This is a genomic window from Paenibacillus sp. FSL H3-0310, from assembly GCF_038002785.1.
In the GTDB taxonomy this organism is placed as follows: Bacteria; Bacillota; Bacilli; order Paenibacillales; family Paenibacillaceae; genus Paenibacillus_AQ; species Paenibacillus_AQ odorifer.
Genome location: NZ_JBBODC010000001.1, coordinates 1,343,107 through 1,368,078 on the forward strand (window position 1 = coordinate 1,343,107; position 24,972 = coordinate 1,368,078).

General features: G+C 45.9%; 30 protein-coding genes. 26 read left to right on the top strand and 4 right to left on the bottom strand.

All coding sequences use genetic code 11. From position 1 onward, the window contains the following. Positions 1-99 precede the first annotated feature (99 nt). Both MHH63_RS05955 and MHH63_RS05960 read left to right on the top strand, forming a co-directional pair. Positions 100-903 carry a metal ABC transporter permease gene (locus tag MHH63_RS05955; protein WP_036682884.1) on the top strand — a complete coding sequence of 268 codons (804 nt, stop codon included), beginning with the start codon at positions 100-102 and terminating at the stop codon, positions 901-903. Between the two features lie 136 nt (positions 904-1,039). Further along, the gene (locus tag MHH63_RS05960) at positions 1,040-1,753 is read left to right on the top strand and encodes a cytochrome c biogenesis CcdA family protein (protein ID WP_076129637.1); all 714 of its coding nucleotides are present in this window, start codon (positions 1,040-1,042) and stop codon (positions 1,751-1,753) included. On the opposite strand, the gene splB is transcribed toward MHH63_RS05960, so the two are convergent. Beyond that, complete coding sequence (gene splB / locus MHH63_RS05965) at positions 1,750-2,826, bottom strand: spore photoproduct lyase (RefSeq protein ID WP_341171315.1); 1,077 nt, start codon at positions 2,824-2,826, stop codon at positions 1,750-1,752. The genes MHH63_RS05960 and splB overlap by 4 nt on opposite strands. A 193-nt stretch (positions 2,827-3,019) precedes the next feature. Between splB and mntR the strand changes: the two genes are divergently transcribed. The 3 genes from mntR (at position 3,020) to MHH63_RS05980 (ending at position 6,408) form a co-directional block, all read left to right on the top strand. Continuing rightward, positions 3,020-3,445 (top strand): transcriptional regulator MntR, encoded by a 426-nt coding sequence (gene mntR / locus MHH63_RS05970; RefSeq protein WP_036682880.1) that lies wholly within the window; start codon positions 3,020-3,022, stop codon positions 3,443-3,445. Between the two features lie 262 nt (positions 3,446-3,707). Continuing rightward, positions 3,708-5,390, top strand: coding sequence for a family 10 glycosylhydrolase (locus MHH63_RS05975; protein WP_076193095.1), 1,683 nt, complete (start codon positions 3,708-3,710; stop codon positions 5,388-5,390). A gap of 88 nt (positions 5,391-5,478) precedes the next feature. After that, positions 5,479-6,408, top strand: coding sequence for a patatin-like phospholipase family protein (locus MHH63_RS05980; RefSeq protein ID WP_076129640.1), 930 nt, complete (start codon positions 5,479-5,481; stop codon positions 6,406-6,408). An 87-nt stretch (positions 6,409-6,495) separates the two neighbouring features. Here the strand turns inward: MHH63_RS05980 and MHH63_RS05985 are convergent, their stop codons facing one another. Further along, positions 6,496-6,834: a hypothetical protein gene (locus MHH63_RS05985; protein WP_341171316.1), complete on the bottom strand. Its 339-nt coding sequence runs from the start codon at positions 6,832-6,834 to the stop codon at positions 6,496-6,498. Positions 6,835-6,841: 7 nt separating this feature from the next. Further along, a complete protein-coding gene (locus tag MHH63_RS05990; RefSeq protein WP_094901946.1) occupies positions 6,842-7,789 on the bottom strand; it encodes a DUF1385 domain-containing protein in 948 nt (315 codons plus the stop codon). Positions 7,790-7,996: 207 nt separating this feature from the next. Here MHH63_RS05990 and MHH63_RS05995 point away from each other — a divergent pair, with 207 nt between their 5' ends. The 5 genes from MHH63_RS05995 (at position 7,997) to MHH63_RS06015 (ending at position 12,379) form a co-directional block, all read left to right on the top strand. Continuing rightward, positions 7,997-8,488 (top strand): YqhR family membrane protein, encoded by a 492-nt coding sequence (locus MHH63_RS05995; RefSeq protein WP_036682865.1) that lies wholly within the window; start codon positions 7,997-7,999, stop codon positions 8,486-8,488. Between the two features lie 74 nt (positions 8,489-8,562). Further along, positions 8,563-9,633 carry a M24 family metallopeptidase gene (locus MHH63_RS06000; RefSeq protein WP_036682862.1) on the top strand — a complete coding sequence of 357 codons (1,071 nt, stop codon included), beginning with the start codon at positions 8,563-8,565 and terminating at the stop codon, positions 9,631-9,633. 46 nt (positions 9,634-9,679) lie between these two features. Continuing rightward, the gene (gene efp / locus MHH63_RS06005) at positions 9,680-10,237 is read left to right on the top strand and encodes an elongation factor P (RefSeq protein ID WP_038572538.1); all 558 of its coding nucleotides are present in this window, start codon (positions 9,680-9,682) and stop codon (positions 10,235-10,237) included. 146 nt (positions 10,238-10,383) lie between these two features. Further along, complete coding sequence (locus MHH63_RS06010) at positions 10,384-10,932, top strand: dihydrofolate reductase family protein (protein ID WP_076193103.1); 549 nt, start codon at positions 10,384-10,386, stop codon at positions 10,930-10,932. Positions 10,933-11,125: 193 nt separating this feature from the next. Further along, positions 11,126-12,379 carry an aspartate kinase gene (locus MHH63_RS06015; RefSeq protein WP_036682855.1) on the top strand — a complete coding sequence of 418 codons (1,254 nt, stop codon included), beginning with the start codon at positions 11,126-11,128 and terminating at the stop codon, positions 12,377-12,379. 134 nt (positions 12,380-12,513) lie between these two features. On the opposite strand, the gene MHH63_RS06020 is transcribed toward MHH63_RS06015, so the two are convergent. Then, positions 12,514-13,380 (bottom strand): YitT family protein, encoded by an 867-nt coding sequence (locus MHH63_RS06020; RefSeq protein WP_081382367.1) that lies wholly within the window; start codon positions 13,378-13,380, stop codon positions 12,514-12,516. A 302-nt stretch (positions 13,381-13,682) separates the two neighbouring features. Here MHH63_RS06020 and MHH63_RS06025 point away from each other — a divergent pair, with 302 nt between their 5' ends. From MHH63_RS06025 to folD, 16 genes are all read left to right on the top strand, one after another. Next, positions 13,683-13,946 carry a YqhV family protein gene (locus MHH63_RS06025; protein WP_371915730.1) on the top strand — a complete coding sequence of 88 codons (264 nt, stop codon included), beginning with the start codon at positions 13,683-13,685 and terminating at the stop codon, positions 13,944-13,946. Positions 13,947-14,028: 82 nt separating this feature from the next. Next, positions 14,029-15,030, top strand: a complete 1,002-nt coding sequence (spoIIIAA, locus tag MHH63_RS06030) for a stage III sporulation protein AA (protein ID WP_076129644.1) — start codon at positions 14,029-14,031, stop codon at positions 15,028-15,030. After that, complete coding sequence (gene spoIIIAB / locus MHH63_RS06035) at positions 15,023-15,541, top strand: stage III sporulation protein SpoIIIAB (RefSeq protein ID WP_076104383.1); 519 nt, start codon at positions 15,023-15,025, stop codon at positions 15,539-15,541. The genes spoIIIAA and spoIIIAB overlap by 8 nt, the downstream gene beginning before the upstream one ends. Positions 15,542-15,554: 13 nt before the next feature. Continuing rightward, on the top strand, positions 15,555-15,758 hold the full coding sequence (spoIIIAC, locus tag MHH63_RS06040) for a stage III sporulation protein AC (RefSeq protein WP_036682849.1): 204 nt from the start codon (positions 15,555-15,557) through the stop codon (positions 15,756-15,758). Between the two features lie 7 nt (positions 15,759-15,765). Further along, entirely contained in the window at positions 15,766-16,155 is a 390-nt protein-coding gene (gene spoIIIAD / locus MHH63_RS06045) for a stage III sporulation protein AD (RefSeq protein ID WP_036682847.1), read from the top strand. A 44-nt stretch (positions 16,156-16,199) separates the two neighbouring features. After that, complete coding sequence (gene spoIIIAE, locus MHH63_RS06050; RefSeq protein ID WP_036682845.1) at positions 16,200-17,432, top strand: stage III sporulation protein AE; 1,233 nt, start codon at positions 16,200-16,202, stop codon at positions 17,430-17,432. Positions 17,433-17,459: 27 nt separating this feature from the next. Continuing rightward, entirely contained in the window at positions 17,460-18,236 is a 777-nt protein-coding gene (gene spoIIIAF / locus MHH63_RS06055) for a stage III sporulation protein AF (RefSeq protein ID WP_340394328.1), read from the top strand. Between the two features lie 43 nt (positions 18,237-18,279). Continuing rightward, positions 18,280-18,924 (top strand): stage III sporulation protein AG, encoded by a 645-nt coding sequence (spoIIIAG, locus tag MHH63_RS06060; RefSeq protein WP_175617305.1) that lies wholly within the window; start codon positions 18,280-18,282, stop codon positions 18,922-18,924. 67 nt (positions 18,925-18,991) lie between these two features. Further along, a complete protein-coding gene (locus tag MHH63_RS06065; protein ID WP_036682837.1) occupies positions 18,992-19,909 on the top strand; it encodes a SpoIIIAH-like family protein in 918 nt (305 codons plus the stop codon). 147 nt (positions 19,910-20,056) lie between these two features. After that, the gene (accB, locus tag MHH63_RS06070) at positions 20,057-20,566 is read left to right on the top strand and encodes an acetyl-CoA carboxylase biotin carboxyl carrier protein (protein ID WP_076098642.1); all 510 of its coding nucleotides are present in this window, start codon (positions 20,057-20,059) and stop codon (positions 20,564-20,566) included. A gap of 54 nt (positions 20,567-20,620) precedes the next feature. After that, positions 20,621-21,964: an acetyl-CoA carboxylase biotin carboxylase subunit gene (accC, locus tag MHH63_RS06075; RefSeq protein ID WP_076129648.1), complete on the top strand. Its 1,344-nt coding sequence runs from the start codon at positions 20,621-20,623 to the stop codon at positions 21,962-21,964. Between the two features lie 115 nt (positions 21,965-22,079). Then, the gene (locus MHH63_RS06080; RefSeq protein WP_076129649.1) at positions 22,080-22,496 is read left to right on the top strand and encodes an Asp23/Gls24 family envelope stress response protein; all 417 of its coding nucleotides are present in this window, start codon (positions 22,080-22,082) and stop codon (positions 22,494-22,496) included. A gap of 74 nt (positions 22,497-22,570) precedes the next feature. Continuing rightward, positions 22,571-23,110, top strand: a complete 540-nt coding sequence (gene amaP / locus MHH63_RS06085) for an alkaline shock response membrane anchor protein AmaP (RefSeq protein ID WP_036682827.1) — start codon at positions 22,571-22,573, stop codon at positions 23,108-23,110. A gap of 15 nt (positions 23,111-23,125) precedes the next feature. Further along, positions 23,126-23,359: a DUF2273 domain-containing protein gene (locus MHH63_RS06090; protein WP_036682825.1), complete on the top strand. Its 234-nt coding sequence runs from the start codon at positions 23,126-23,128 to the stop codon at positions 23,357-23,359. Positions 23,360-23,617: 258 nt separating this feature from the next. Further along, complete coding sequence (gene nusB / locus MHH63_RS06095; RefSeq protein WP_340394323.1) at positions 23,618-24,070, top strand: transcription antitermination factor NusB; 453 nt, start codon at positions 23,618-23,620, stop codon at positions 24,068-24,070. A 42-nt stretch (positions 24,071-24,112) separates the two neighbouring features. Beyond that, positions 24,113-24,970: a bifunctional methylenetetrahydrofolate dehydrogenase/methenyltetrahydrofolate cyclohydrolase FolD gene (folD, locus tag MHH63_RS06100; RefSeq protein WP_036682821.1), complete on the top strand. Its 858-nt coding sequence runs from the start codon at positions 24,113-24,115 to the stop codon at positions 24,968-24,970. The last annotated feature ends 2 nt before the right edge of the window (positions 24,971-24,972 follow it).

Here is a 24,972-nt window from a genome sequence, read left to right on the forward strand (position 1 = left end):
CTTGGGGCCCTCCCTTGGAAGGGAGGGTTTGGGAGGGATCGAAAAAGGTTTGAAAAAGGCTTTAAAATGGTTTGAGTTTTGTATGAAGGAGAGTTTAAGTTGGAAATACTATTTAGCGATTTTTTTCAGCGGGCGCTTGCGGGCGGACTGCTGATTGGTATAACAGCGCCGCTTATAGGCGTTTTTCTTGTGCTTAGACGATTATCCATGATTGGTGATACGCTGGCTCATGTTACTATAGCGGGGGTGGCACTCGGTTTTCTAACAGGATTTTATCCGCTGGGCGCAGGCCTTATCTTTGCAGTGGTAGCGTCCTTCGCGATTGAAAAGCTTCGCAAGGCTTATAAGAGTTATGCGGAGCTGTCGATTGCCATTATAATGTCGGGCGGAGTGGCGTTGGCTTCACTCTTTTTCACCTTAGGAAAAGGGTATAATGCGGACGTAATGAGTTATTTGTTCGGCAGCATTTATACGCTCGATAATACCGATTTGATCGTTGTAGGCATAGTGACTATAGCTGTTGTAGTGGTAGTTTCTATGTTCTTTAAAGAGTTCTTTTTGCTTAGCTTTGAAGAGGATGCAGCAAGTGTAAGCGGGCTTCCGGTGAAACTGCTTAACATGCTGATCACCATTCTGACAGCACTTGTGATTAGCACAGCCATCAAGATCGTAGGCTCGCTGTTGGTATCTGCTTTGTTGACTATTCCGGTTGCAATCAGCTTATTGCTATCCCGTAGCTTTAAATCCTCGGTCATCCTGGCGGTTATTATTTCGGAGATTGCCGTTGTAGGCGGACTAGTGGTAGCTGGAGTCTGGAATTTGGCTCCCGGTGCAACTATTGTGCTTTTGCTCATATCATTATTGGTATTAACCTTGATCGGTAAAAAGGGTTTGCCAGCATAAACAGCGAATTAAGTAATCGGTATCGCATTAGGCAAGCATAAACGCCTTCGGTGTCCTTGTAAGGACGATAAGCGAAAAAAAGGAGCCATAAGCAGCTCCATGAAGTGACTCGAATGCCGGAAGGAGAGCCGCTATTTTGTCTAATATCAATGCAGGAATTGCTTTAGCCGCAGGGGTGGCATCGTTTATATCGCCATGCTGTTTACCGCTGTACCCCTCTTATTTATCGTACATTACCGGGTTATCCGTTCAACAATTAAAATCAGGCAGCAACTCTAAAGAGGTTCGTGTACGCACCCTGACTCATACATTGGCATTTATATTAGGTTTTTCTGCAGTTTTTTACACACTTGGTTTTGGGGCTGGGTTATTCGGGCAATTCTTTAATGGCCAGCGTGATCTGATCCGGCAATTGTCGGCGATTCTAATTATTGTAATGGGTTTGTTTTTGCTTGGGATTTTTCAGCCGCAGTTTTTACTTCGTGAACGTAAGCTTGATTTAAAATGGAAACCGGCGGGTTATGTGGGCTCCTTTATTTTCGGAATTGGTTTTTCTGCGGGTTGGTCACCCTGTATCGGGCCGATTTTGACGGCAATTATTGCTCTTTCGGCAAGCGACCCGGGCACTTGGTTTACATTGATTACCGCGTATAGCATCGGATTTGCTTTGCCATTTTTTCTTTTAGCCTTTTTCCTAGGCGGAGTGAAGCGTATCCTCAAGTACTCGAATCTGCTGATGAAGATTGGCGGCGTCCTTATGGTATTTATGGGTATTTTGCTGTTCACGGATCAAATGTTCCGGATCACAGTGTGGCTACAAGGAATAACGCCGGATTGGCTGATTTTTTAGGTGAAGTAATCAATACCTGCTTCCGGAAAATGCTCGAAAATCCGCTCTGTGATAAATTCTCGCAGGGCGGTTTGCTGTTCATCCGGATAGACATATTTGTTCTGTCCCCAGCGGCCCCATTTCTTTTTGCGTTTCTCCATGTCCATTTCTAGTTTGGATTTCGGGTAACGTTTCTCAATTACAGTCTTGGCTGTTTTGGTGAATCGGTGCTGAATCATTTCAAAGGTTAGACCTTTTCCGATTTCTGGCGGAAGGGTCTTGGCTAATTTGGCCAGTAGCTCCGTATAGCCTTCCTGCCAGCCGTCATACCAAATAATTGGGGCAATGATGAAGCCCAGTGGATAGCCGGCGCGGGCAACCTTTCCAGCCGCTTCAATTCGCTCTTCAAACCGCGAGGTAGCAGGCTCGAAATTTTTGATCACATAGTCAGCATTCACGCTAAAACGAATTCTGGTATGTCCGTTATGCTGCAAATCGAGTAGGGGTTCAACATGTTGGTATTTGGTCACAAAGCGCAGGCGGCCAAGGGGCTCCGCTGCCATGAATGTGATGAGTTCTGAAAGAGACCCGGTAATATGCTCCAGTCCTAACGGATCTGAGGTACAGGCTGCTTCAAATGTCGTGATTTCAGGGCTGCGCTCCTCGATATATTTTTTTGCGGCGTCAATGATGTCATCGGTGTTTACATATACACGAATGTAAGGCTTTGCCCCTAAAGTAGTCTGCAAATAACAATAATGGCAGTGGCCCATGCAGCCAGTTGCGATCGGAATTGCATAATCTGCGGAGGGTTTGGATTGGTCAAACTTTAAGGTTTTGCGCAGGCCGACTACAAGTGTTCTTTTGGCAATTTTATATTGCTCGACCTCTGTGTCACCCGGGAAATTCATTATACGGTTATGCGATGTAGTCATGCGATAGGGAATATTGTTAGCCTTCACCCATTCCATGATTCGTTCACCTTTCGGGTAATTTAAAGCATCCGGCTCGAAGAAAACAAGCTCGGGGACAAAAAGGGCTGTAGCTTTTCTGGTTCTCTTTACGGGAGGGGTCTCAGGTGTCACTATAGTCATGAATTCACGCTCCTTCTGAAAGATGAGTACGTTTATTATGCCTAACTGAGTCTCATTAGAAGCATGGCAATCATGGGTAACTCCTCCCCATGTTCTCTTGAAGGACTTGCCAAGGGGCGTTAGAAACATGTATCATTGTTAGAGCAAGGTTTGGCTCGGCGCCAGGTTCATTATAGAAAAGAGGTAAATTTTAATGCCAACACCCAGCATGGAGGATTATTTGGAGCGCATATATAAGCTCATTGATGAGAAAGGTTATGCGCGGGTCTCGGATATTGCCGAGGGACTGGAAGTACACCCCTCCTCTGTGACCAAGATGATCCAAAAACTGGATAAGGACGAATATCTCATCTATGAGAAATATCGTGGGCTTGTCCTAACCAACAAAGGGAAAAAAGTAGGGAAACGTCTTGTTGATCGTCATCAACTATTGGAAGAATTCCTCGGTTTGATCGGAGTACAGCAGGAATTTATCTATAATGATGTTGAAGGGATCGAGCACCACCTGAGTTGGGATTCGATTACACGTATCGAAACGTTGGTGGAATATTTCCGCCGCGATGAAGAACGTCTGCAGACTTTATATGCTATTCACAATGAACTGGCAAGCGATTCTTGAAATGTTTTTTCCCGAAACGGATACCGTCCTTAAAGTTATGCCCAGCAAGGCTTTGGTGAGCATAAACTACTTGATGGTATAGCCGTTTCTATTTTGTTTAGTGCAACCTTTCCCAGTTTTTAGCGTCAAAACGGATAAGTCCTTTTTCTGGCTGAGACTGATACCGCTCTTTTGAAGGGTGGAATCGGTACATCAACTTGGAGGATTGATCCGTTTTTTCTTTTTTTATAGGATACATATTATTTAGATTTGGGGAGGAATTATGAATTATCGTAAATGGATGTTGGGATTGCTAGTATTAGTATTGTTTCTGCCTTTATGGTCTCCTGGGGCACGTGCGGCAGCTGTGCAGATTACCATTGAACTGGATGGCGAGGCGCTGGCAAGCGATGTGCCGCCGTATATCACAGCTTCGAATGTAACGATGGTGCCAATTAGCGTCATTAGTAAAGGGTTGAATGCTGGAGTAGTTTGGAATCAAAGCAGTAAGACAGTAACAATCACGCAAGGAGATACAGAGATCAAGCTGACCAGTGGCCAGAAAAGTGCATTAGTTAATAATGCTTCTGTAGCCCTCGACACCTCAGTACAGATTAAGCAGGGACGGGTTATGGTGCCGCTTCGTTTTGTAAGTGAGCAATTGGGGTTACAGGTTATCTGGGATCAGGCTACCAAACATATTTCTTTGTACTCTAATACAGAGCCGCCGCAGGCTGCTGATCCGGAAACACCAGCGGTACCTACAGCGACTCCAGTCGTTACACCGACCCCAACCCCTACAGCGACTCCAAAACCGACCTCGCCAACAGTTCCAAGTATTCCTGGTGCGTCGGCTAACAAGGAGATGAAGGGAGCCTGGATCTCTACAGTATTTAATCTGGACTGGCCTTCAGTAGCTTCTGCAGGTAACGAAGCGAAACAAAAACAAGAATTTGATAATCTGCTGGACAAGCTAAAAGCTGTTGGTTTTAATGCTGTTTTTGTACAGGTTAGAACCTCAGCAGACAGTCTGTACCCTTCTGTTCTAGTTCCTTGGTCTAAGGTGCTGACCGGCACCCAAGGAAAAAATCCGGGTTATGACCCGTTGAGCTATATGGTCAGCGCTGCACATTCACGCGGTATGCAGTTCCATGCATGGTTCAACCCATTCCGCGCGACAACAGATGCTTCTACATCCGCATTAGCAAGTAATCATGTGGCTAAGTCAAATCCGGAATGGATTGTAGACGCCGGAGGTAAAAAATACATCAATCCAGGGATCCCAGCAGCCCGCCAGCACATTATCGATACAGTGTTGGAGGTCGTCAAAGGCTATGATGTAGATGGTGTCCATTTGGATGATTATTTCTATCCTTCAGGTGTATCTTTTGCCGATGATACTGCTTATAAGACTTATAACACGAAGAACCTGTCCTCTAAGGCGGATTGGCGCCGCGATAATATTAATGAATTCGTCCGTCAATTGGGAGAACAGATTCATAAGGTGAAACCGAAGGTTTCTTATGGAATTAGTCCGTTTGGTGTATGGCGTAATATCAAAAAAGACAGCACAGGTTCGGATACCACAGCTGGAGTTACCGCTTATGACGATATGTATGCCGATGTTCGGACATGGATCAAGCAAGGCTGGATTGACTATGTAGCACCGCAAATTTATTGGAGTCTGTCCTTTAGCACTGCCCGTTACGATAAGCTAGTAGATTGGTGGGTTAAAGAGGTAGAGAATACGAATGTTAAGCTCTATATTGGACAAGCTGCTTATAAGGTTGGAGCAAGTGACCAGAAAGCAGAATGGCAAAGTGGCGACCAAATCATCAACCAGCTTAAGTATAATGAGAAATATAAAGAGGTTGCAGGCAGTATTATGTTCAGAGCAAATGACATTGTTGTCCGCAATCCGTTTGGATTATCAAATTTGCTGACCTTTTATTTTCAGTCTAAATAAGATAACTGTTCTAGATAAGGAGTCATGAATGCTCCCCCGTGCTCATAGATAAGCAATAGAATCTATGGGAAACGGGGGATTTTTGTGTATGGAGATTAACGCTGTGTTTGAAGGAGGGGGAGTAAAAGGGATTTCTCTCGCTGGAGCAGTTGAAGCCACGGAAAGGGCGGGGCGAACCTTTAAAAAGGTCGCTGGAACCTCCTCAGGCGCAATTGTAGCGACTTTACTGGCTGCGGGTTATGAAGGTGAGGAAATGAGTCGGATGATCCAAGGAACTTCTTTTTCATCGTTTATGAAGCGAGCTCCCATCTATAATACGGCTTGGGTAGGTCCTGCACTGCGAGTGTTATTGAAGAAGGGATTGTATTCGGGTGAAGCCTTGGAATCGTGGATGAGATCGCTTTTGCTAAAAAAGGGAATTATCACTTTTCGTGATCTGCCTCCAGGCAAACTATCTATAATTGCTTCTGACATTACCAATGGCCGGATATTGGTCTTACCAGATGGGTTGGAACAGTATGGAATCTCTCCTGAACATTTTGAGGTGGCTAAGGCTGTGCGAATGAGCTGCAGTATTCCTTATTTTTTTGATCCAGTGATGCTCAGGTTAAATGGACAGTCCGCGAGAGGGAAGTCTTTTATTGAGCAATTTGTATACGTTGTGGACGGAGGGTTATTAAGCAATTTTCCTTTATGGCTATTTGACGGGATGAATGAGAATAGTAAAGTGACGGGGAAAAGAATCCCTACGGTAGGGTATCAAACAGTAGGTAAAACCGACCCGCAGCCCCACAGGATTAGGGGGCCGTTCAGTATGCTGCAAGCTATGGTAAGCACCATGCTGTCTGCTCATGATGAGAAATATATTGAAGATGATAAATATGTCCGCACGGTAACCATCCCAACGCTTGGTATCGGCACGACCCAATTTAATATTACGAAGATGCAAAGCGACGAATTGTATGCCGCCGGACTGAAGGCAGGGGAAGACTTCTTTAAGGAGTGGCGCCCCAGATAACAAGCAAGCTTTATAATATCAGAAAAAAAGCATCCCGCACGTTATTTTGAAACGTGGAGATGCTTTTTGGTGTTTGTTTTTATTTAGTTAATGGTACTTCGGAAGCTGATCATCGTTTTTCCCTTTATTTCCTTCGATGACTTGGAAGGGATAACTTTTACGTTTGCCTGGTACTGCTTGAGTCTTGCGAATCCCAGCAACCTTGGTCATGGTTTTCTGCGAAGGTTTGACTTTGATTCTAGATCCATTACTGCTGCGAGCGTATTTCCCTGGTCCCATTTTGTAAGCATAATAGATAATCGCTAACAGTACTAAGGGGAGAATCAGCTTCGACAGCGTATAGAAAGGCTCAGTCAAGACTCCAATCACAAAACCGAATGTTGCAAGAATTACTGAAATCCAAAAAATTAAAGCATGCCTGATCATAGGACACTCATCCTTTCGCAGGATCCAATATGCCGCCTGACACACTTGCCTCCGTATATCCTCTGGCTTCAATCTCTGCATCAAGCTCACGCATACGATTGAAAGAGGCGATGGATACTTCTACCTGATCATCCTTTGGTTCTTTGGTAGTGAGCAGCTGCAGCCATAGTCCAGGGTATCCCAAGTATTTGAGACCTGGAATTTCTCTTACTGCGTTGGTACCCTTCAGAACCTCAAACGAAACACCGATTACGACAGGCAGCAGAATAATCCGTTGGATCACACGTTCCCAAAGATTATCCCAGGGGACTACGGAGTAAATAATAACGCCGAGGATAATCGTCAGCATCATAAAACTGCTTCCGCAGCGGTAATGCAGTCGGCTGTATTTCTGAACGTTCTGGACAGTCAGCTCTTCGCCTGCTTCAAAGGCGCTGATGACTTTGTGTTCCGCACCGTGATACTGGAATAGCCGCTTGATCACAGGTGTTTGCGAAATCGCCCATAAATAGACCAGCAAGAGAACCATTTTAATGCCGCCTTCTATGAGGTTGTGCAGTACATAGTTATCAAATGCATTCTTGAATAAAAAATCTTCGACAAATACTGGTACAAGCGTAAAAATGAGCTTTCCGAATAAGAAGGAGAGAATACCCATTACAGCAACGCCAAAAATCATTCCGAGGCTCCAGCCTTCGTCCTTTTTCTTCGGCTTAGCTTTCTCTTTCGCCAGTTCTTCGGGTTCCAATTCATCTTCGGCATAGGATTCAGCCGAATAGTTCAAGTGCTTAGAGCCTTTGGCGCTGGCATCTATAATACTGACAAGGCCGCGAAGCAGCGGAATCTTGCGCAGTTTAGTGACCCAGCTCTTATCGCTTCTTGGCACCTCCAAAAATGTAATCTCCTGATTCTTTCGTCGCACGGCTGTTACATTAATATGCTTGCCGCCGAACATGACGCCTTCAATGACGGCTTGGCCGCCATAGCTGGGAGTTTCCTGGGACAACCAATTCACCTTCCCGTAATTAATATGATTTATATAATACATTGTAACTAATTTTTGAAGACATTACTAGTTGGATCGCCTTTTGCTGCACATACTACCTTATATGGACAAGGAGAGACAAATCGTTATTAAAAATACGGAAAGAGAGGCAATTCTATGAGCAAATCACATCAACAACAATCAGATCATACTAATATTTGGTTTTTTGCGCTCGAATTAGGTTTTTTCGCAGGTTTGATTTGGGGAGGGCTGCACTGGTTAATCTACTGGTTCAGCTTTACCAAGGTTAGTCCTGGTTATTTAGCAGAGCCGTTTTTTAAACATACTTTTCTGACAACAATGTATGGACATCTCGTGGGTTATTTGTTTTTCATCTTATTTTCAGTGATAGCCTCACTGCTATATGTGCTTATTCTGCGCAAGCTGAAGGGACCTTGGCCAGGATTGGTTTATGGTGTTTTGTGGTGGGTAGTTATATTTATTCCCGGCTCGCAAATGTTTCTTATGCAGCCGCCTTTTAAGCTGCCGTGGAACACTGTGATTAGTGAGTTCTGCCTTTTTTTACTTTGGGGGATGTTCATTGGATACACAGCGGCGATTGAGTATACCGACGAACGAAAGCGTGAGCAAGCGACTGCACTTGCCTAACGGCTCGAAAAAACTTCTCAAGGGGATATCCCTATGTTAAAATACAATGTGGCTATTTCGAGAGGAGAATGAAAATGGGTAACGAGCGCGTCTCCAAGCTGCGTAAGGTTTTGCAGGATAAAGGATTGGAAGCAATGTTGATAACCAGCGGTTATAACCGCCGCTATTTAAGTGGATTTACCGGATCGTCCGGTTATGTATTGGTGACAAGCGATGATTGTTATCTGCTAACTGACTTCAGGTACATGACACAGGCTGCGGATCAAGCGGTAGGAGTTAAGGTTGTAGAGCATGGTCCTAAATTTATTGATACAGTACGCGAGTTGCTGCCAACAGGCAGTGAGGTACGTGTTGGTTTCGAACAGGATGATGTCTCATTCAGCGCTTATACCTCATATGCGGAAGCCCTTAAGCCGGCAGTGTTAGTTCCAGTTTCCAAAGCCGTGGAAGACCTCCGTATGTTCAAGGATGCTGAAGAGCTTGCTGTTATGCAACGTGCAGCTGATCTGGCTGATGCTACATTCAATCATATTCTGAATGTGATCAAACCAGGCATGACTGAAAGAGACGTCGATTTGGAAATGGAATTCTATATGCGTACCCACGGGGCAACTGCGTCATCGTTTGATACGATTGTTGCTTCAGGTGAACGTTCGTCCATGCCGCATGGCGTAGCAAGCAGCCGTGTAATTCAAGGTAATGAATTTATTACGCTTGATTTCGGTGCATTACTCGATGGATACTGCTCAGATGTGACTCGTACCATTGCACTCGGAGCTCCAGATCCGAAGCTGAAAGAAATCTATGATATTGTGCTGGAAGCTCAGCTACATACGTTGGCACATATCAAACCGGGTATGACTGGACGGGAATGTGATGCACTGGCACGTGATATCATCGCTAGCTACGGATATGGTGATCAATTTGGACATAGCACGGGTCATGGACTTGGAATGGAAGTTCATGAATGGCCGCGTTTGTCCAAGCTGAGTGACGATATCATGCAGCCGGGAATGGTCGTTACTGTAGAACCAGGTATCTATTTGCCGGGGATTGGCGGAGTACGTATTGAAGACGATATTGTGATCACCGAGAGCGGAATATCGCTGCTGACCCATTCGTCCAAAGAATATACAGTACTGTAAGTAAGAAAAGTAGTAGTTTAATTATCGAATTCAGGAGGGATTTTTAGTGATTTCAGTAAACGATTTTAAGACAGGCTTGACCGTAGAGGTGGACGGTGATATTTTTACCGTTCTTGATTTCCAGCACGTTAAACCAGGTAAAGGTGCAGCGTTCGTTCGCTCTAAGCTGAAAAACCTGCGCAATGGTAACACTGTTGAGCGTACTTTCCGTGCTGGTGAAACTATTGGCCGTGCTATTATTGAGAACCGTGGCGTGCAATATTTGTATGCAAGCGGATCGGAGCATGCTTTCATGGACAACGAAACTTATGACCAATTCGAATTGTCCAGCAAGCAGCTTGAATGGGAATTGAACTTCCTTAAAGAGAACATGACTGTAAACATCATCAGTTACCAAGGTGAAATCCTTGGGATTAACCTGCCTACCAGCGTAGAGCTGAAGGTTGTTGAAACTGAGCCAGGTGTGAAGGGTAATACTGCTCAAGGCGCTACTAAATCGGCCAAGCTTGAAACAGGTCATTCTGTACAAGTTCCTCTGTTCATCAATGAAGGAGATGTGCTGCTTATTGATACTCGCGAAGGTAAATATATCTCCCGCGCGTAGGAAGCATCATACTTGCCGAACTTATAACCAATCAGCCTCCCCCGTTATTACGGTGGGGGGTTTTTGGTATATAAACGAGGATGCATGAGGAACAGTATGGGTGAGAATGTTATACTTACGAATTAAAGGATCAGAAGGAGGCGCATATGAGAAAATTAATTATATCTGAGTTCATATCCCTTGATGGTGTTATGGAAAATCCACAATGGACCTTCTCATTCGGAAGTGAAGAACAGGAGCATTTCAAGTTTGCTGAACTGAAAGCTGCTGACGCTCTAATGTTAGGACGGACAACCTACGAAGGTTTTGCAGAGGCTTGGCCAAATATGGTTGAGCAGACAGGTGAGTACGGTGAAATGATGAATGGATACGCTAAGTACGTAGTCTCCACAACTCTCGAAGAAACAACATGGAGCAATTCAAGCTTGATCAAGGGCGATCTTGCTCAGGAGGTGTCCAAGCTGAAGGAGCAGCCGGGGAGAGATATTCTCGTTTTTGGCAGTCGTACGCTTGCGCAGAGCCTGATGCAGCTTGGCCTTGTCGATGAATATCAGCTTCTGGTCTTCCCGATTCTGCTGGGTAGCGGTCAGCGCCTGTTCGATAACGTTGGTGAAGAGAAGACGTTGGAGCTAGTGGACTCCAAAAGATTCAGTTCTGGAGTGATGGCCCTGACTTATCGACCAGCTTCTCAATAAAAAACTGGAAGACGAGTGAAATGAGGTCAGCTAGTGTCTTGAAGCTGACCTTATCTTTTTGTTAGCTTCTGGAAAATCAATAATTTTTTAATGAAATCATTAACGCATTACGCTATTTTCGTATTATACTGGTTTAAAGCGGGAAACCGATTAGAAGCAACTACATAGACCGATATGGGGAGTGAGTGGGACTTTGTCACTTTATGTTATGAAATTCGGAGGCAGCTCCGTCGGCGACACAGAACGCATGCAACGTGTTGCCAAGCGCATCGCAGACAAGCAGGATGAGGGACATCGCTGCGTTGTAGTTGTATCTGCTATGGGGGATACAACAGATGATTTGATCGATACGGCGAAGCAATTAAACGGGCAGCCGCCTGCACGTGAAATGGATATGCTGATGACAACAGGAGAGCAGATTTCCGTTGCTCTTTTGTCCATAGCTCTTCATGGGATCGGGCGGAATGCAGTATCTTATACAGGATGGCAGGCCGGGTTCCGTACAGACGAAACCCACGGTAGAGCTCGTATCAATGATATTGATCCACACCGTGTAGTAGCGTCTTTGGAACGCGAACAGATCGTTATCGTTGCCGGTTTCCAAGGGATGACTTTGGATGGTGAGATCACTACCCTGGGCCGCGGAGGATCGGACACGACAGCTGTAGCCCTTGCGGCTGCTATTCAAGCAGATGTATGTGAGATTTATACCGACGTTGATGGTATCTATTCTACAGATCCACGCATTGTGAAAACAGCCCGCAAGCTGAACGAAATCTCATACGATGAGATGCTAGAGCTTGCCAATCTGGGAGCGGCGGTACTACATCCGCGTGCAGTGGAGTATGCTAAGCGTCATCAAGTTAAGCTGGTCGTTAGATCGAGCTTTAATCATAATGAAGGTACTGTTGTGAAGGAGGAAGCAAGCATGGAGCAAGGAGTCGTAGTTAGTGGGATTGCTTATGATAAGAATGTAGCACGTGTCAGTATTCTAGGAGTACCTGATGTACCGGGTGTACTCGCTCAAGTCTTCGGCAAGCTGGCTGAAGAAGGCGTAAACGTAGATATCATTGTACAAAGTGGTGTGCAGAATGAGCAGGCTGACTTCTCATTTACAGTTTCACTTGATGAACTGGACCGTGCGAAGGAAGTCATTAAAGAAATCCATAAAACTTTACCTTACCGTGAAGTAACGTCCGAGGATAACCTCGTTAAGGTTTCTATTGTTGGCGCGGGTATGGTTAGCCATCCTGGTGTTGCGGCTCAAATGTTTGATGTGCTCTCCCAAGAGGGCGTAAGCATTAAGATGGTCAGCACGTCTGAGATTAAGGTTTCTTGTGTAATCGAATCCGGCAATTTGCCATCGATCATTCAGGCGCTTCACACCGCTTATAATCTGGATACAACTGAGCAGGCCTTTGTTGGTGGTCCTAAGGATCGTCGTTAAGAGCCGTTCAATCAATAAAAAGGGAGATCCTACAGCTATTTAGCTACGGGGTCTCCTTTTTGGGCATCAGCAATAAATGAAAAGGAACGCTGCAGGTTTGAATGCAGCGTTCCTTTTTACATCTATATGGGTATTTATCCTAAACGTCTAAACCGGCCTAGAATTTCAACAGTCTCAAGTACATTGACGAAAGAGCTTGGATCCGTCTCAAGGATAGTCTTACGCAGCTCTGACAGCTCATAGCGGGTCGTTACGGTCATCAGCATTGTATTGCCCTCGTGACTGTAACCGCCCTCTGCGTTGACTACTGTGATGCCATGAGGCAGCTCTCTAAGACGATTCAGCATTTTATCCCGTTCCTTGGTAACAATGAAGCAGGTTAGCTTAACATGACGAATATGAATCATATCAACCACTCTGCTTTTCACAAAAATACAGAGCATAGCGTATAAGGCTGAGTCCCAGCTTTTAAAGAAGCCTAAACTCAGAATAACGATCCCATCCATTACGAAGAGTACATTCCCAATAGGAATATCCCGCTTACGTGTAATAATCGAGCCTAATATATCAAATCCTCCAGATGAACCCCCGGCACGGAGAGAAAATCCAACCCCGCCAGCAATAATTACGCCGCCAAAAATACTAGCCAAAATCGGGTCTTTGGTCACTTTCACCGCAGGAATAATTGTCATGAACCAGGTGGTAGCTAAAACGGAAAGCATGCTTAGTAAGATGTACTTTTTCCCCACTGCAATAAATCCCCAGATCAGAACAGGAAGGTTTATCGCAAAATAAATGATTGAGATGTACTTCGGATTAGTTACATACCCGATGACTGAAGCCACCCCTGCTACCCCGCCGCTTAGCAGTTGATGAGGAATTAGAAATAATCTCATCCCTGCGGCGACTAAAAAAGCTGAAAAAATAATGATTGCCGCTTCTCTTACTGGTCTGACTACGGACCGCATGCTGAGCGGTAGCCCGTAATTTCGTACGTGCATGACACAAATCCCCTCTTTTTCTTATGTCTTTTTAGTTTGCCTTTTTTTGAAAATATAAACTCACTATATTTCCAATTAAAAAGGATACCACAGATGAAGGCGTTCGTAAAAATTATTTTATCGTACTGATTATATTTATTTATGAACCCACTCACTATGAATTCTTTCACAGTCTGATCTGCAAATCTGTCATTTCTCATTGTCTAAAGTGAAAAAGCCACGCATATCCATGAATAATAGAAAGCTAAACAAGCCTCAGATCTCTTTTGGTATGAATGAATTAGTAAAAGGAGTGGAGTAGATTGGACAAGTATGTAAGCTGGATGGCGACTCTGCGGTTGTTCTCGGGCAGTGCAGAGATTATAGCTGCGCTGATAATGCTCAGATTAAATCAGGTCGATAAGGCGCTGGCTGTCAATTCTGGACTGGCTTTGGTAGGCCCGACCATATTGATATTGACGACAGCTATTGGTCTGACTGGGATGGCACAGCAGCTGTCATGGAGCAAATTAGGCTGGGTGGGCTGCGGTGTAGCCTTTCTCTTAATCGGGATTTTGAAAAAATGATAGATGATAGGCATATTGGGCGCGTACAAGCATAAATATGGAATAAAGCAATTAAGTAGAGGACAGCTTGGGGGTACTTTGTATGGCAGATGATTGGCTGCAATTGTTTCCTGAAAAAGTAAGAGCGCTGTTAAAGTGCCTTCCCCTTCCGCTGCTAGGAATGGTGGAGGAGATTCGTGTCCGTGAAGGTCGTCCGCTGGAAATTAACTACTCTGGTAAATATCACTTTCTAAGAGTGAATGGCAGTTTGACGCAGAGGCCTGAAGAAGCTTACAAGCCGGATCGGGAAGACACTCATCGACTGCTAGACCTGATCAGCAACCATTCGCTATATACGATGGAAGAAGAGCTGAGAAAAGGATTTATTACGATTCCCGGCGGTCATCGGATAGGACTTGCTGGCCGGACAGTACTGAGTGGCGGAGGTGTAGAGCATCTTCGTGATATCACTGGCTTTAATGTCCGTATTGCTCGAGAAGTACCTGGAATCGCAGATGGAGTGCTGCCTTATTTACTGGACAAGGGGCGGCAGCGAATGATGCACACCTTGATTCTCTCCCCTCCACAACATGGCAAGACTACCCTGCTCCGCGATCTTGCAAGACAAATCTCCTTAGGGGAATTGGGCAAGCGCGAAGGGATTAGACCGGGGCTGAAGGTGGGAATTGTTGACGAACGGTCTGAAATTGCTGGCAGCCGGCGTGGTGTTCCCGCTTTTGACGTGGGTCCGCGGACTGATGTTCTTGATGGCTGTCCCAAGGCAGAAGGCATGATGATGATGATCCGGTCGCTATCGCCAGATGTATTAATCGCGGATGAGATTGGGCGTCCTGAAGATGCCGAAGCAGTTACCGAGGCCCTGCATGCCGGAATATCTGTCATTGCTTCCGCTCACGGAAAAGATGTAACAGAGTTGGCTCGTAGGCCGGGTCTTGGAGGACTGCTGGAACAAAAGATGTTCGAGAGATATGTCATACTCCATCGTTCAGAAGCAGGCCTCACGTTTCGTATTCTGGATGGCCAGAAAAGAGGAATGCTGCTTATCTCTCCCGGGGATCGACTAGGTGGTGATTTGCATGCTTAAGCTGTTCGGTGCTGTGCTCATTGTGGTGGCTGGTACGCTTGCAGGTCTCCAGTTTGCTCGTCAATATGCAGACAGGCCCAGACATATCAGAGGTTTAATAGCAGCACTACAGCGGTTGGAAACAGAGATCATGTACGGCTTCACCCCACTGCCGGAAGCCATGCGGCGGATTGGGAATCAGTCGAAGGACCCGCTGAAATCGTTGTTTGTCAAAACAGCGGAGGAGATGAGCCCTCCCTATGACAGAAGCGCCCAGGATGCCATCCAGCGGGCGATGGAAGCATATTGGAAGTCTACCGCTATGAAGGGGACAGAAAGAGAGATTCTTCGCCAGCTCAGCTGTACTCTCGGCACAAGCGATAGGTCGAATCAGAGCACTCATATCGCGTTAGCATTGCAGCAATTGAAGCAGGAGGAGTCGGTGGCCAGAGAGGATCAAGGCAAATATGAAAAGTTAAGTAAAAGCCTGGGTCTGCTGCTTGGAGTACTGATCGTCATTTTGATCTTTTAGCGAGGTGCCAGGAATGAATATTGAAGTCAATGCGATTTTTCAAATTGCCGGCATTGGCATAATTATCGCCATGATACACACGGTGCTCAAACAGATGGGAAAAGAGGATTTCGCACATTGGGTCACCGTGATCGGGTTCGTAGTCGTGCTGTTCATGGTGATTCGTATGCTGGACGGGTTGCTGCAGGAAATAAAAACGATCTTTCTTTTTCAATAGGCGTGCCATGGAGATTATTCAAGTTGTTGGGATTGGGCTGATATCGACCATATTGATTCTCGTACTGAAGGAACAAAAACCGATGTTCGCCTTCCTTCTTGCTACTACAACAGGAATTCTAATTTTTATGTTTCTCATCGGCAAGATCGGAATGATCCTCTCTACACTGGAGCGGGTGGCTGAGTCATCGGGGATGGAAATGATTTATTTGAAGACTGTTTTCAAAATCATCGGCATTTCCTATATCGCGGAGTTCGGTGCACAGATTGTACGAGATGCCGGTCAGGAATCGATTGCTTCCAAAATAGAACTCGCCGGCAAAGTGCTAATTATGGTACTAGCCGTACCCATCATCAGCATCATTATCGAAACCGTCATGAAACTACTGCCTGCTTAAAGCAATCGTAAAGAGAGCTGAGCAACGAATCGGGAGGAGAAATTATGCAAGAGCGCAGTGTTTTCCGTCCTCCAAAACTAAAAATAATACTGCTGCTGCTTCCATTCTTTTTCATTCTATGGTTTGCAGGTACAGCTCAGAGTGTGCAAGCTTCCTCAACACCAGAATCCGGCAGTTCCTCCCCGGTAGACCAGTGGGTCAAGAGCCAGGTGAATAATTTGCCAAAAGATAAAGTCGAGTCGTACTGGGATCAGCTGATGAAGGATTATGGTGGTTTTTTCCCGGACGGGGCCACACCCACGCTAATGGACATGCTGCTTCCAGGAGATAAGGGGCTCAGCTTGAAGGGTGTGTTATCTGGGCTTCTAGGCTTTATGTGGCATGAGGTGCTGTACAACGGAAAGCTGCTCGTGACGATTGTGATGATCAGTGTGCTCAGCATGATTCTGGAGACGCTGCAAACCGCTTTTGAGCGAAAAACGGTCAGTAAGGTCGCTTATACGCTCTGTTATATGGTGGTGCTGGTAATTGCCGTGAACAGCTTCAATATCGCTATTGGTTATGCAAAGGATGCTATCGATCGGATGATCGATTTCATGATGGCGATGATTCCACTGCTGTTCGCGCTGCTGGCTTCGATGGGGAATATCGTTACGGTCTCCGTCACCCATCCGTTAATTGTTTTTATGATTCATACGGTTGGCACCATGATCCACACCCTTGTTTTTCCGCTTCTTTTCTTCTCGGCAGTGCTGCATCTGGTCAGCGCATTGTCAGAGAAATATAAACTAACCCAGCTGGCTAACCTGCTACGAAACATCGGTGCTGGACTGTTAGGTGTACTGCTAACTGTGTTTCTAGGTGTAATTTCCGTTCGAGGGATAACAAGCTCAGTAACGGATGGGGTCACCATTAGGGCCGCTAAATATATTACAGGGAATTTTGTTCCGGTCATCGGCAAAATGTTCGCGGATGCCACAGACACAGTAATCTCAGCTTCACTGCTGGTGAAGAATGCGATCGGGTTATCGGGTGTCATTATCATATTGTTCCTGTGTGCTTTTCCGGCAATCAAAATCCTGGTGCTTGCCCTTATCTACAACATAGCCGCCGCTGTGATGCAGCCGCTGGGAGAGACACCGATTGTAGTCTGTCTCCAGACGATTGGAAAAAGCATGGTGTACGTATTCGCTGCTTTGGCTGCTGTTTCCTTAATGTTTTTTATGGCGGTTACGATCATGCTGACTGCGGGCAATTTGACCGTAATGATGAGGTGAAGCAACAAAACCTTTAGGAGGGAAACCATGAGCTGGTTAGGCGGTTGGCTGCGGGAGATCATCCTGGTTGTGCTGTTGGCGTCATTTGTTGAATTGCTGCTCCCAAGCAAATCCATGGAGCGTTATGCAAGATTGGTGCTAAGTCTCCTAATCCTGCTCACGATGCTCAGCCCTATCGTCTCTCTCCTGAAAGGTGATGCAATCTCCGAACTGAGTGTCGCTATGGGACAGCAAGAGAAAGAGGGCGGTTTGTTCACTGGCGGAGGGAAGGGAGACCCATCCTTGGAACAGATTCTGGCAGATGGGCAAAAGCTTGCACAAGGCCGTCAGGAACAGAGTCTGCAGCTCGCTGCCGAAGAGGTGGCGGGTCAGATGAAAGAGCAGATTATCAGTGAGACCGGCAAACGCGGGGTTAATGTCACCGTAACGCTGGGCATGGGGAAGTCTGGCGGCACTGGTAACGAAGACGTTCCTGTCATTTCCAATGTAAGGGTCTCTATGCCTCAGACAACGGCTAACTCCCCGGGTACTTCCGGAGCTTCCAGCACAGCGACTACAGCACCCATTACAATCTCTCCTGTAGCACCTGTAGAAGTTAAAATTGGCGCTAATCCGGCAGATAACGTAGGGAGTGAAGCAACATCATCAGCTGAACCTAATAAAGCAGTGAACGGAACTGTAGCTGAAGACAGCGCGTCCTCGAGTGAAATGGAGTCCATTGTAAAGCTGCTGGAACTGAAGTGGGATTTGGATCCCAAAGTCATTCAGGTGGATGGCAGCGTGGCTAGTAACGTCAAATCATGAGCTTGATGTTTCTAAGAAACTATAATTTTTAGGAGGGATGGGAGTGAGCAATTGGCTGAAAAAGCTTGAGCAGTGGGCTGGGGGTGGGGCCGGCAGTCCGAAGAGAAGCCATACCTTTCGCTGGCTGATCATTCTGGGTCTGCTGGGCGCAGCGATCATGCTATTCAATTCCTTCGTCAATGTGAAGAGGATTGATAACGAGAATACAGGGCGTGAGCCGCCGGTGAATCAGTCCTCTCAAACGGCGCTGGTGCAGAGTGATCCAACCACAACGACCAATTCGTTCGACAGCATCGAACTAGCGATGGAGAACCGGATGAAGGAAATTTTGGAGAAAATCGTTGGCGTCGGTACAGTCGATATCATGGTTACAGTGGAGTCTACAGAAGAAATTGTCGTGGTGCGTAATATGAATGACTCCCAACAGCTTAGTGAAGAGACGGATGCCAGTGGGGGGAAACGTCATACGACACAATATACGAGGGATGGCGAAATCGTAACCTACTCGCAATCAGGGGACGAGACACCCATTGTGACGAAGCGGATCAAACCTCAGGTACGCGGCGTACTGGTAGTTGCCAAAGGGGCAGAGAACAAGGTGGTTCGTGGACTCGTCGAGCAGGCTATAGAAAAAGGCTTGAATGTCCCGATCCAGCGCATTTCAGTAGTACCACGCAAACAAGAGTAGCAGGAGAAAGTCAATAAGTGAGTGCTTCCGAAGCAGCCACTAGATTAAATTTTAGGAGGAATTAGGAATGAACGGCAAAAGACAAACGATATGGTTGGTTTCTATGCTCAGCTTGATGGTGGTCCTCTCTGCATATTATTTATTCACTGAAGACTCAGGTGCTTCGATTCCAAAAGACACGGCTGGCACAATGCAGGTTGATTCCCTGAAAGACACAGCAGGTGCAGCGTTGCCAACGGTTGGTGACAAAGGTGTTGTTGTGAACGAAGTTGTTAGTCAAGGCGATGTTGTTGCCGATGAAGGCGTTGTAGATAGCACTACTGGCGCCGCTACTACGGACGACAGCGCTACTGCCGCCAAAACGGATGACAGTGCTGCTACCGCTAAAACGGATGATAGCACTACTACTGCTAAAACGGACGACAGTACAACTACAGCTGCTAAGGACGATAGCAGTAAAGCTGCCGCAAATAGCAGTGACTCAGAGAAGGCAACAACCGACACTGCTGCTAAAGATGCCGCCAAAACAGATACATCTGCTAAAGATACAGCCGCAAATACAACAACCAAGACTCCAGCCAAAAATGACAAAGAAATTCTCGATGAAGTAGCTTCTCAAAGTGTATCGGCGAGCAGTATGTTCACTAACTACCTTTATGAACGTGAGCAAAAGAATCTTAAGAACCAACAAGACTTGCTTGCTTTGATTAATGACATGGACAAAACACCTGCTGATAACGCAGTCGCTCAAGAACAACTTCTTAATCTTGAAGAAAAAGAATCCAAAATTACCGGTATCGAAGAACAGCTTCAACAAAAATATGGCGAAGCGATTGTAAAGGAAGAAGCTGGAGACAGCTATAAAGTAGTCGTTCTCAGCGACAAACTGGATGTAAAGCAAGCGGTCAGCATCGTGGATCTCGTAATGAAGGAACTGAGTGTATCTCAAGATAAAATTAGTGTACAATACGTTTCTGAGCAATAATAAGCTGTATAATTAAAAGAAAAATGACGAAAGAGCTCGGGTTGCCCCGGGCTCTTTCCATTTTTACCGATTGTGATATAATACATAAAGTTATCTTGTCCGCTTAAGAAGTGGCTTCGAGAGAAAGCTGAAGGAGTGAACTGATATATGTTCAAGTTGAGCGAAATTAAGGAATTGATTAAATTGCTGGACCAGACCTCCTCTGTACATGAGTTGGAGATCGAAAGCGAAGGAATGAAGCTTGCAATTCGCAAACCGGATCGCCCTGAAGCTGATGGAACAGCAGTACAGGCGACTCCTTATGCTGCCTATCCCTTTACGCCTGCCCCGCAGCCGCAGAGCGTACCGCAAGTATCCTATCCGGTAGTAGGTGAAGTTCCTCCAGCGCAGCAGCCACAAGCAGCTGCAGAAGGCAAACTACATAAAATTGTGTCTCCAATGGTGGGGACCTTTTATAGTGCCGCTTCTCCGGAAACGCCTTCGTTTGTTAATGTTGGAGACCGTGTAAGTGAAAAATCAACGGTTTGCATTATTGAGGCGATGAAACTGATGAATGAGCTGGAAGCGGAGATCAAAGGTGAAATCGTGTCTGTGCTTGCTGAGAACGGTCAGCTTGTAGAATACGGTCAACCACTATTCTTGGTTAAACCGGAATAAATACCGCAGACTACTTAAGGAGCGGAAGCTTCGCAAAACTTTGGGAGGAAACGCATGAACATTCAAAAAGTGTTGATTGCCAACCGCGGCGAAATCGCGGTCCGCATTATTAGGGCCTGCCGTGAGCTGGGCATTTCCACCGTCGCGGTCTATTCGGAACCCGACCGGGATTCACTGCATGTCCGGTTGGCTGATGAAGCTTACTGCATCGGTCCGATGCCGGCCAAGGACAGCTATCTGAACTTTACAAATATTATGAGTGTAGCCACCTTAACGGAATGTGATGCCATCCATCCTGGCTATGGATTTTTAGCTGAAAATGCGGATTTTGCAGAGATTTGTGAATCTTGCAATATTATCTTCATAGGACCTTCTCCAGATGCCATAAACCGTATGGGTGATAAGGCTGTGGCGAAGGAAACCATGAAACTGGCTGGAGTTCCGATTATCCCGGGCTCAGATGGTCTTGTAGGCGATGTAGAGGAAGCTGTCATGCTGGGCCGCGATATTGGGTACCCAATCATCGTTAAGGCGACTGCAGGTGGCGGAGGTAAGGGAATACGGATTGCTGAGGACGAGGAATCTTTAGTGAAGCAGATTACTGCTGCACAACAGGAAGCACAAAAGGCGTTTGGTAACGCTGGTGTATATCTGGAGAAATTCCTAACAGGCATGAAGCATGTGGAGATTCAGATTATTGCAGATAAACATGGCAATGTAGTGCATTTAGGTGAACGGGACTGCTCCGTGCAGCGTCGTCGCCAAAAGCTGATTGAAGAGGCACCTTGTTCAGTGCTCACACCGGAAATTCGGGAAGCGATGGGTAATGCAGCAGTTCGAGCAGCACTTGCCGTGAATTATTCGGGAGCCGGAACACTTGAATTCCTGCTTGGACCGGATGGACAGTTCTACTTCATGGAGATGAATACCCGTATTCAGGTTGAACATCCAGTAACAGAAATGGTTACAGGTGTGGATTTGATTAAGGAAATGATCTCTGTAGCAGAAGGCAATCCGTTGTCATTCACTCAGGAAGATATCGTGATTAATGGCTGGTCCATTGAATGCCGTATAAATGCTGAAGATCCTGAGCGTAATTTCATGCCTTCACCAGGAAAAATCGGCTTTTATTTGCCACCAGGAGGCCTTGGCGTTCGTGTAGATAGTGCGGCGTACCCAGGATATACGATTTCCCCTTTCTATGATTCTATGATTGCAAAACTGATTGTCTGGGCTCCTACACGTCAGGAAGCGGTTGCGAAGATGAAGCGCGCCTTGGCTGAATTCGCCGTGGAAGGCATTCATACCACCATCCCTTTCCATCAGAAACTGTTGGAGCATCCTGTATTTTTGGATGGTAACTTTGACATTAAGTTTCTTGAAGAGTATGAAATTTAGGACGACTTCGGTTTGTTTGTCATAAAGTTCGTCAAATGATATAGTATGTTTAATAAGAGACGTGCTTTACGCTTGAAATCATGAACAATCTTTCTTGAAAGGTGTGAAGTCTAAAATGAGTACATTGCCGACAGAATACGAACGGACGGAAATCGGTGAAATCCAGATTGCTCCTGAAGTAATCGAGGTTATTGCAGGTCTGGCGACCGTTGAGGTTAAAGGTGTAGCAGGTATGAGCGGCGGATTCGCCGGTGGTATTGTTGAACTTCTTGGACGTAAGAATCTGTCCAAAGGAGTTAAAGTAGAGGTTGGACAACGTGAAGCTGCGGTGGATGTTTCTGTAATTATTGAATATGGCAATCGCCTTCCTGAAGTGGCTGCTGAAATTCAACGTAATGTTAAGCGCTCCATCGAGACTATGACTGGTCTGACTGTTGTGGAAGTGAATGTGCATATTCATGATGTGCAATTCAAGAACAACAACACTGTAGACAAGAACGAAGAAACTGAAACGATTCTTCGTGTGAAATAGCAGTCATCGTTCTTCCATAAACCCCCGACAGCAAAGTCGAGGGTTTACTCTAATTTAAGGAGGTTATGAGACTCGTGGCAAAAATTTTGGACAGACTTTTGCTGTTTGTCTACAGCTTAAGTATCGGAATACTATCTGTTATTGCCATCCTCCTCTTAAGCGGTGCGATTCCTAGAACTTTGGAGATTGAGAATGGACCAGCAGCTTATATTACAGCAATAATAGTAGCAGTTGTCTTGTTCCTTCTGAGCATCCGATTTTTCTACATCTCTCTGCGCCGTGATCGCGCTTCATTGCCTTCGGTCGATCAGCGTACAGAGTATGGGGATATCCAGATTTCAATGGAAACTATTGAGAATCTGAGTCTTAAGGCTGCCGGTAAAGTGAAGGGAATCAGAGATCTCAAGTCACGTATTCGTGTCTCGCAGGCTGGCCTTGAAATTACAATTCGTGCAGTAGTGGACGGTGAGCATTCATTACCGTTGCTTACGACAGAAGTACAACGTCAGGTGCATGATTTTGTGCAGGAGACAACCGGCATTCCGGTTGCTGATGTGTCTGTATATATTGCTAACCTCACGCAGTCTCCAAGCTTCAAAAGTCGAGTGGAATAGAGGTGAGTTTCCCTTATGTCTTGGAAAGAAGTATGGGAAAGTCACGGGGGTAGAATCGCCGGAGTGACTTTCGGCATTGGTCTGGGTTTGATTTATTTAATTTGCGGTTTTTGGGATATGCTGTTCTTTGCACTGGTAGTGTTCATCGGATATACGCTCGGCAAAAGAAAGGATACCGCGCAAGCGCCCCTGTTTCAATGGCAGGAGTTGGTTTCGCGATTATCCGGACGCTGGCGTCCCTTTAAGTGAACCGCGATAGTCTTTTTCCCGGAGCAGGAAACCGTAAGTTTGTGTTGTCCGTTGCCCCCGGAAGAAAGGCTTTGCGGTTTTTTTGCGACAAGGGATCGGTATATTTGCGAGCTTCCTCTGAAGGTATCTTCGCTTTGTGCAATAATCCTCACAGGAATAGGGAAAGAATGAATAAGTGTGAAAGCGATATTTGGGTCGTAGACGTTGATGCAGTACAAGTGAATATTTTAATGCGATATAAGATTTTAGGAGGAACACATGAAAAGACGTATAGCTAGAGAGATTATTGTCCAAAGCCTGTATCAGATGGAAATGAACGATGTGGAAAGCGCGGAAGCTGTAGAAATGCTGCTCGAGGAAGCTTCAGAAGAGAATGAAACCGAACGTGTAATCACGGACGAGATTCAGCTTAAACACTATGTGGTAGAGCATGTGAATGGGGTATGGGAGCACAAGGTAGCGATCGACGATATACTTGAACATTACCTGAAGGGCTGGCAAATGAGCCGTCTGTCACGTGTGGATCGTCAGATTCTACGTTTAGCAGCGTATGAAATGGTGTTCGCCAATGATGTGCCTGCGAAGGTTGCGGTGAATGAAGCGATCGATTTGGCCAAGCATTTTGGAACGGATGATTCCGGGAAGTTTGTTAACGGAGTACTCGGCAAGATGATCCAAGAGATAGATAGTATTAAAGCTGACCATTCTTAATTTATAAACCATAGTAAAGTATATAAAAGGGGAGAGACTAACATGACAGCAGCAATCATCAGTGGTAAACAAGTATCCGAGGAAATTCGTATTAGCATTGCCCAAGAGGTTGCTGAACTGGCGAAACGCGGCGTAAAGCCCGGTTTGGCTGTTATTCTAGTAGGTGAAGACCCGGGATCTCAGGTTTATGTTCGCAATAAGGAGAAATCTTGTATCAGCTTAGGATTCCATTCGGAAGTGCATAAATTGGATGAATCCACTTCTCAAGAAGAACTTCTGGCACTGGTAGCAGAGCTAAACGGACGCGATGATATCGACGGAATTCTGGTTCAACTCCCATTGCCTAAGCATATCGAGGAGAAGGCTGTTATTGATGCAATCTCTGTGGAAAAGGATGTAGACGGCTTTCACCCTGTCAATGTAGGCAACCTGGTCATCGGTGCCGACAGTCTTCTTCCATGTACTCCTGCAGGAGTAATCGAACTGATCAAACGTACAGGAACAGGTATGGCAGGTAAACATGCCGTTGTAATTGGTCGTAGCAATATTGTAGGAAAGCCAGTTTCCCTCTTGTTGCAACGCGAAAATGCTACCGTAACTATGTGCCATTCCCGTACAGCTAATATGCAAGAGATTAGCCGTCAAGCGGATATTTTGGTTGTAGCGATCGGACGAGCTAATTTCATTGATGCTTCCTATGTGAAGCCGGGTGCTGTTGTCATCGATGTGGGCATGAACCGTCTGGATAACGGTAAACTCGCAGGTGATGTTGATTATGAAAGTGCAAAAGAAGTTGCCGGATACATCACGCCTGTTCCAGGCGGGGTTGGTCCGATGACTATTACAATGCTGATGAGCAACACGCTGATTGCGGCTAAACGCCGTCACGGCCTGGAATAGGG

What these genes read in the sequence shown, in the direction of transcription:
- MHH63_RS06020 (WP_081382367.1), bottom strand. Translation starts at nt 13,380, where the DNA reads ATGCACGTACGAAATTACGGGCTACCGCTCAGCATGCGGTCCGTAGTC.
- MHH63_RS05980 (WP_076129640.1), top strand. Translation starts at nt 5,479, where the DNA reads ATGGAGATTAACGCTGTGTTTGAAGGAGGGGGAGTAAAAGGGATTTCT.
- MHH63_RS06065 (WP_036682837.1), top strand. Translation starts at nt 18,992, where the DNA reads ATGAACGGCAAAAGACAAACGATATGGTTGGTTTCTATGCTCAGCTTG.
- nusB (WP_340394323.1), top strand. Translation starts at nt 23,618, where the DNA reads ATGAAAAGACGTATAGCTAGAGAGATTATTGTCCAAAGCCTGTATCAG.
- spoIIIAC (WP_036682849.1), top strand. Translation starts at nt 15,555, where the DNA reads ATGAATATTGAAGTCAATGCGATTTTTCAAATTGCCGGCATTGGCATA.
- accC (WP_076129648.1), top strand. Translation starts at nt 20,621, where the DNA reads ATGAACATTCAAAAAGTGTTGATTGCCAACCGCGGCGAAATCGCGGTC.
- spoIIIAB (WP_076104383.1), top strand. Translation starts at nt 15,023, where the DNA reads ATGCTTAAGCTGTTCGGTGCTGTGCTCATTGTGGTGGCTGGTACGCTT.
- MHH63_RS05990 (WP_094901946.1), bottom strand. Translation starts at nt 7,789, where the DNA reads ATGTTCGGCGGCAAGCATATTAATGTAACAGCCGTGCGACGAAAGAAT.
- MHH63_RS06010 (WP_076193103.1), top strand. Translation starts at nt 10,384, where the DNA reads ATGAGAAAATTAATTATATCTGAGTTCATATCCCTTGATGGTGTTATG.
- spoIIIAF (WP_340394328.1), top strand. Translation starts at nt 17,460, where the DNA reads ATGAGCTGGTTAGGCGGTTGGCTGCGGGAGATCATCCTGGTTGTGCTG.
- MHH63_RS05985 (WP_341171316.1), bottom strand. Translation starts at nt 6,834, where the DNA reads ATGATCAGGCATGCTTTAATTTTTTGGATTTCAGTAATTCTTGCAACA.
- splB (WP_341171315.1), bottom strand. Translation starts at nt 2,826, where the DNA reads ATGACTATAGTGACACCTGAGACCCCTCCCGTAAAGAGAACCAGAAAA.
- MHH63_RS05995 (WP_036682865.1), top strand. Translation starts at nt 7,997, where the DNA reads ATGAGCAAATCACATCAACAACAATCAGATCATACTAATATTTGGTTT.
- MHH63_RS06090 (WP_036682825.1), top strand. Translation starts at nt 23,126, where the DNA reads ATGTCTTGGAAAGAAGTATGGGAAAGTCACGGGGGTAGAATCGCCGGA.
- MHH63_RS06000 (WP_036682862.1), top strand. Translation starts at nt 8,563, where the DNA reads ATGGGTAACGAGCGCGTCTCCAAGCTGCGTAAGGTTTTGCAGGATAAA.
- MHH63_RS06080 (WP_076129649.1), top strand. Translation starts at nt 22,080, where the DNA reads ATGAGTACATTGCCGACAGAATACGAACGGACGGAAATCGGTGAAATC.
- spoIIIAE (WP_036682845.1), top strand. Translation starts at nt 16,200, where the DNA reads ATGCAAGAGCGCAGTGTTTTCCGTCCTCCAAAACTAAAAATAATACTG.
- spoIIIAA (WP_076129644.1), top strand. Translation starts at nt 14,029, where the DNA reads ATGGCAGATGATTGGCTGCAATTGTTTCCTGAAAAAGTAAGAGCGCTG.
- MHH63_RS05975 (WP_076193095.1), top strand. Translation starts at nt 3,708, where the DNA reads ATGAATTATCGTAAATGGATGTTGGGATTGCTAGTATTAGTATTGTTT.
- accB (WP_076098642.1), top strand. Translation starts at nt 20,057, where the DNA reads ATGTTCAAGTTGAGCGAAATTAAGGAATTGATTAAATTGCTGGACCAG.
- folD (WP_036682821.1), top strand. Translation starts at nt 24,113, where the DNA reads ATGACAGCAGCAATCATCAGTGGTAAACAAGTATCCGAGGAAATTCGT.
- spoIIIAD (WP_036682847.1), top strand. Translation starts at nt 15,766, where the DNA reads ATGGAGATTATTCAAGTTGTTGGGATTGGGCTGATATCGACCATATTG.
- mntR (WP_036682880.1), top strand. Translation starts at nt 3,020, where the DNA reads ATGCCAACACCCAGCATGGAGGATTATTTGGAGCGCATATATAAGCTC.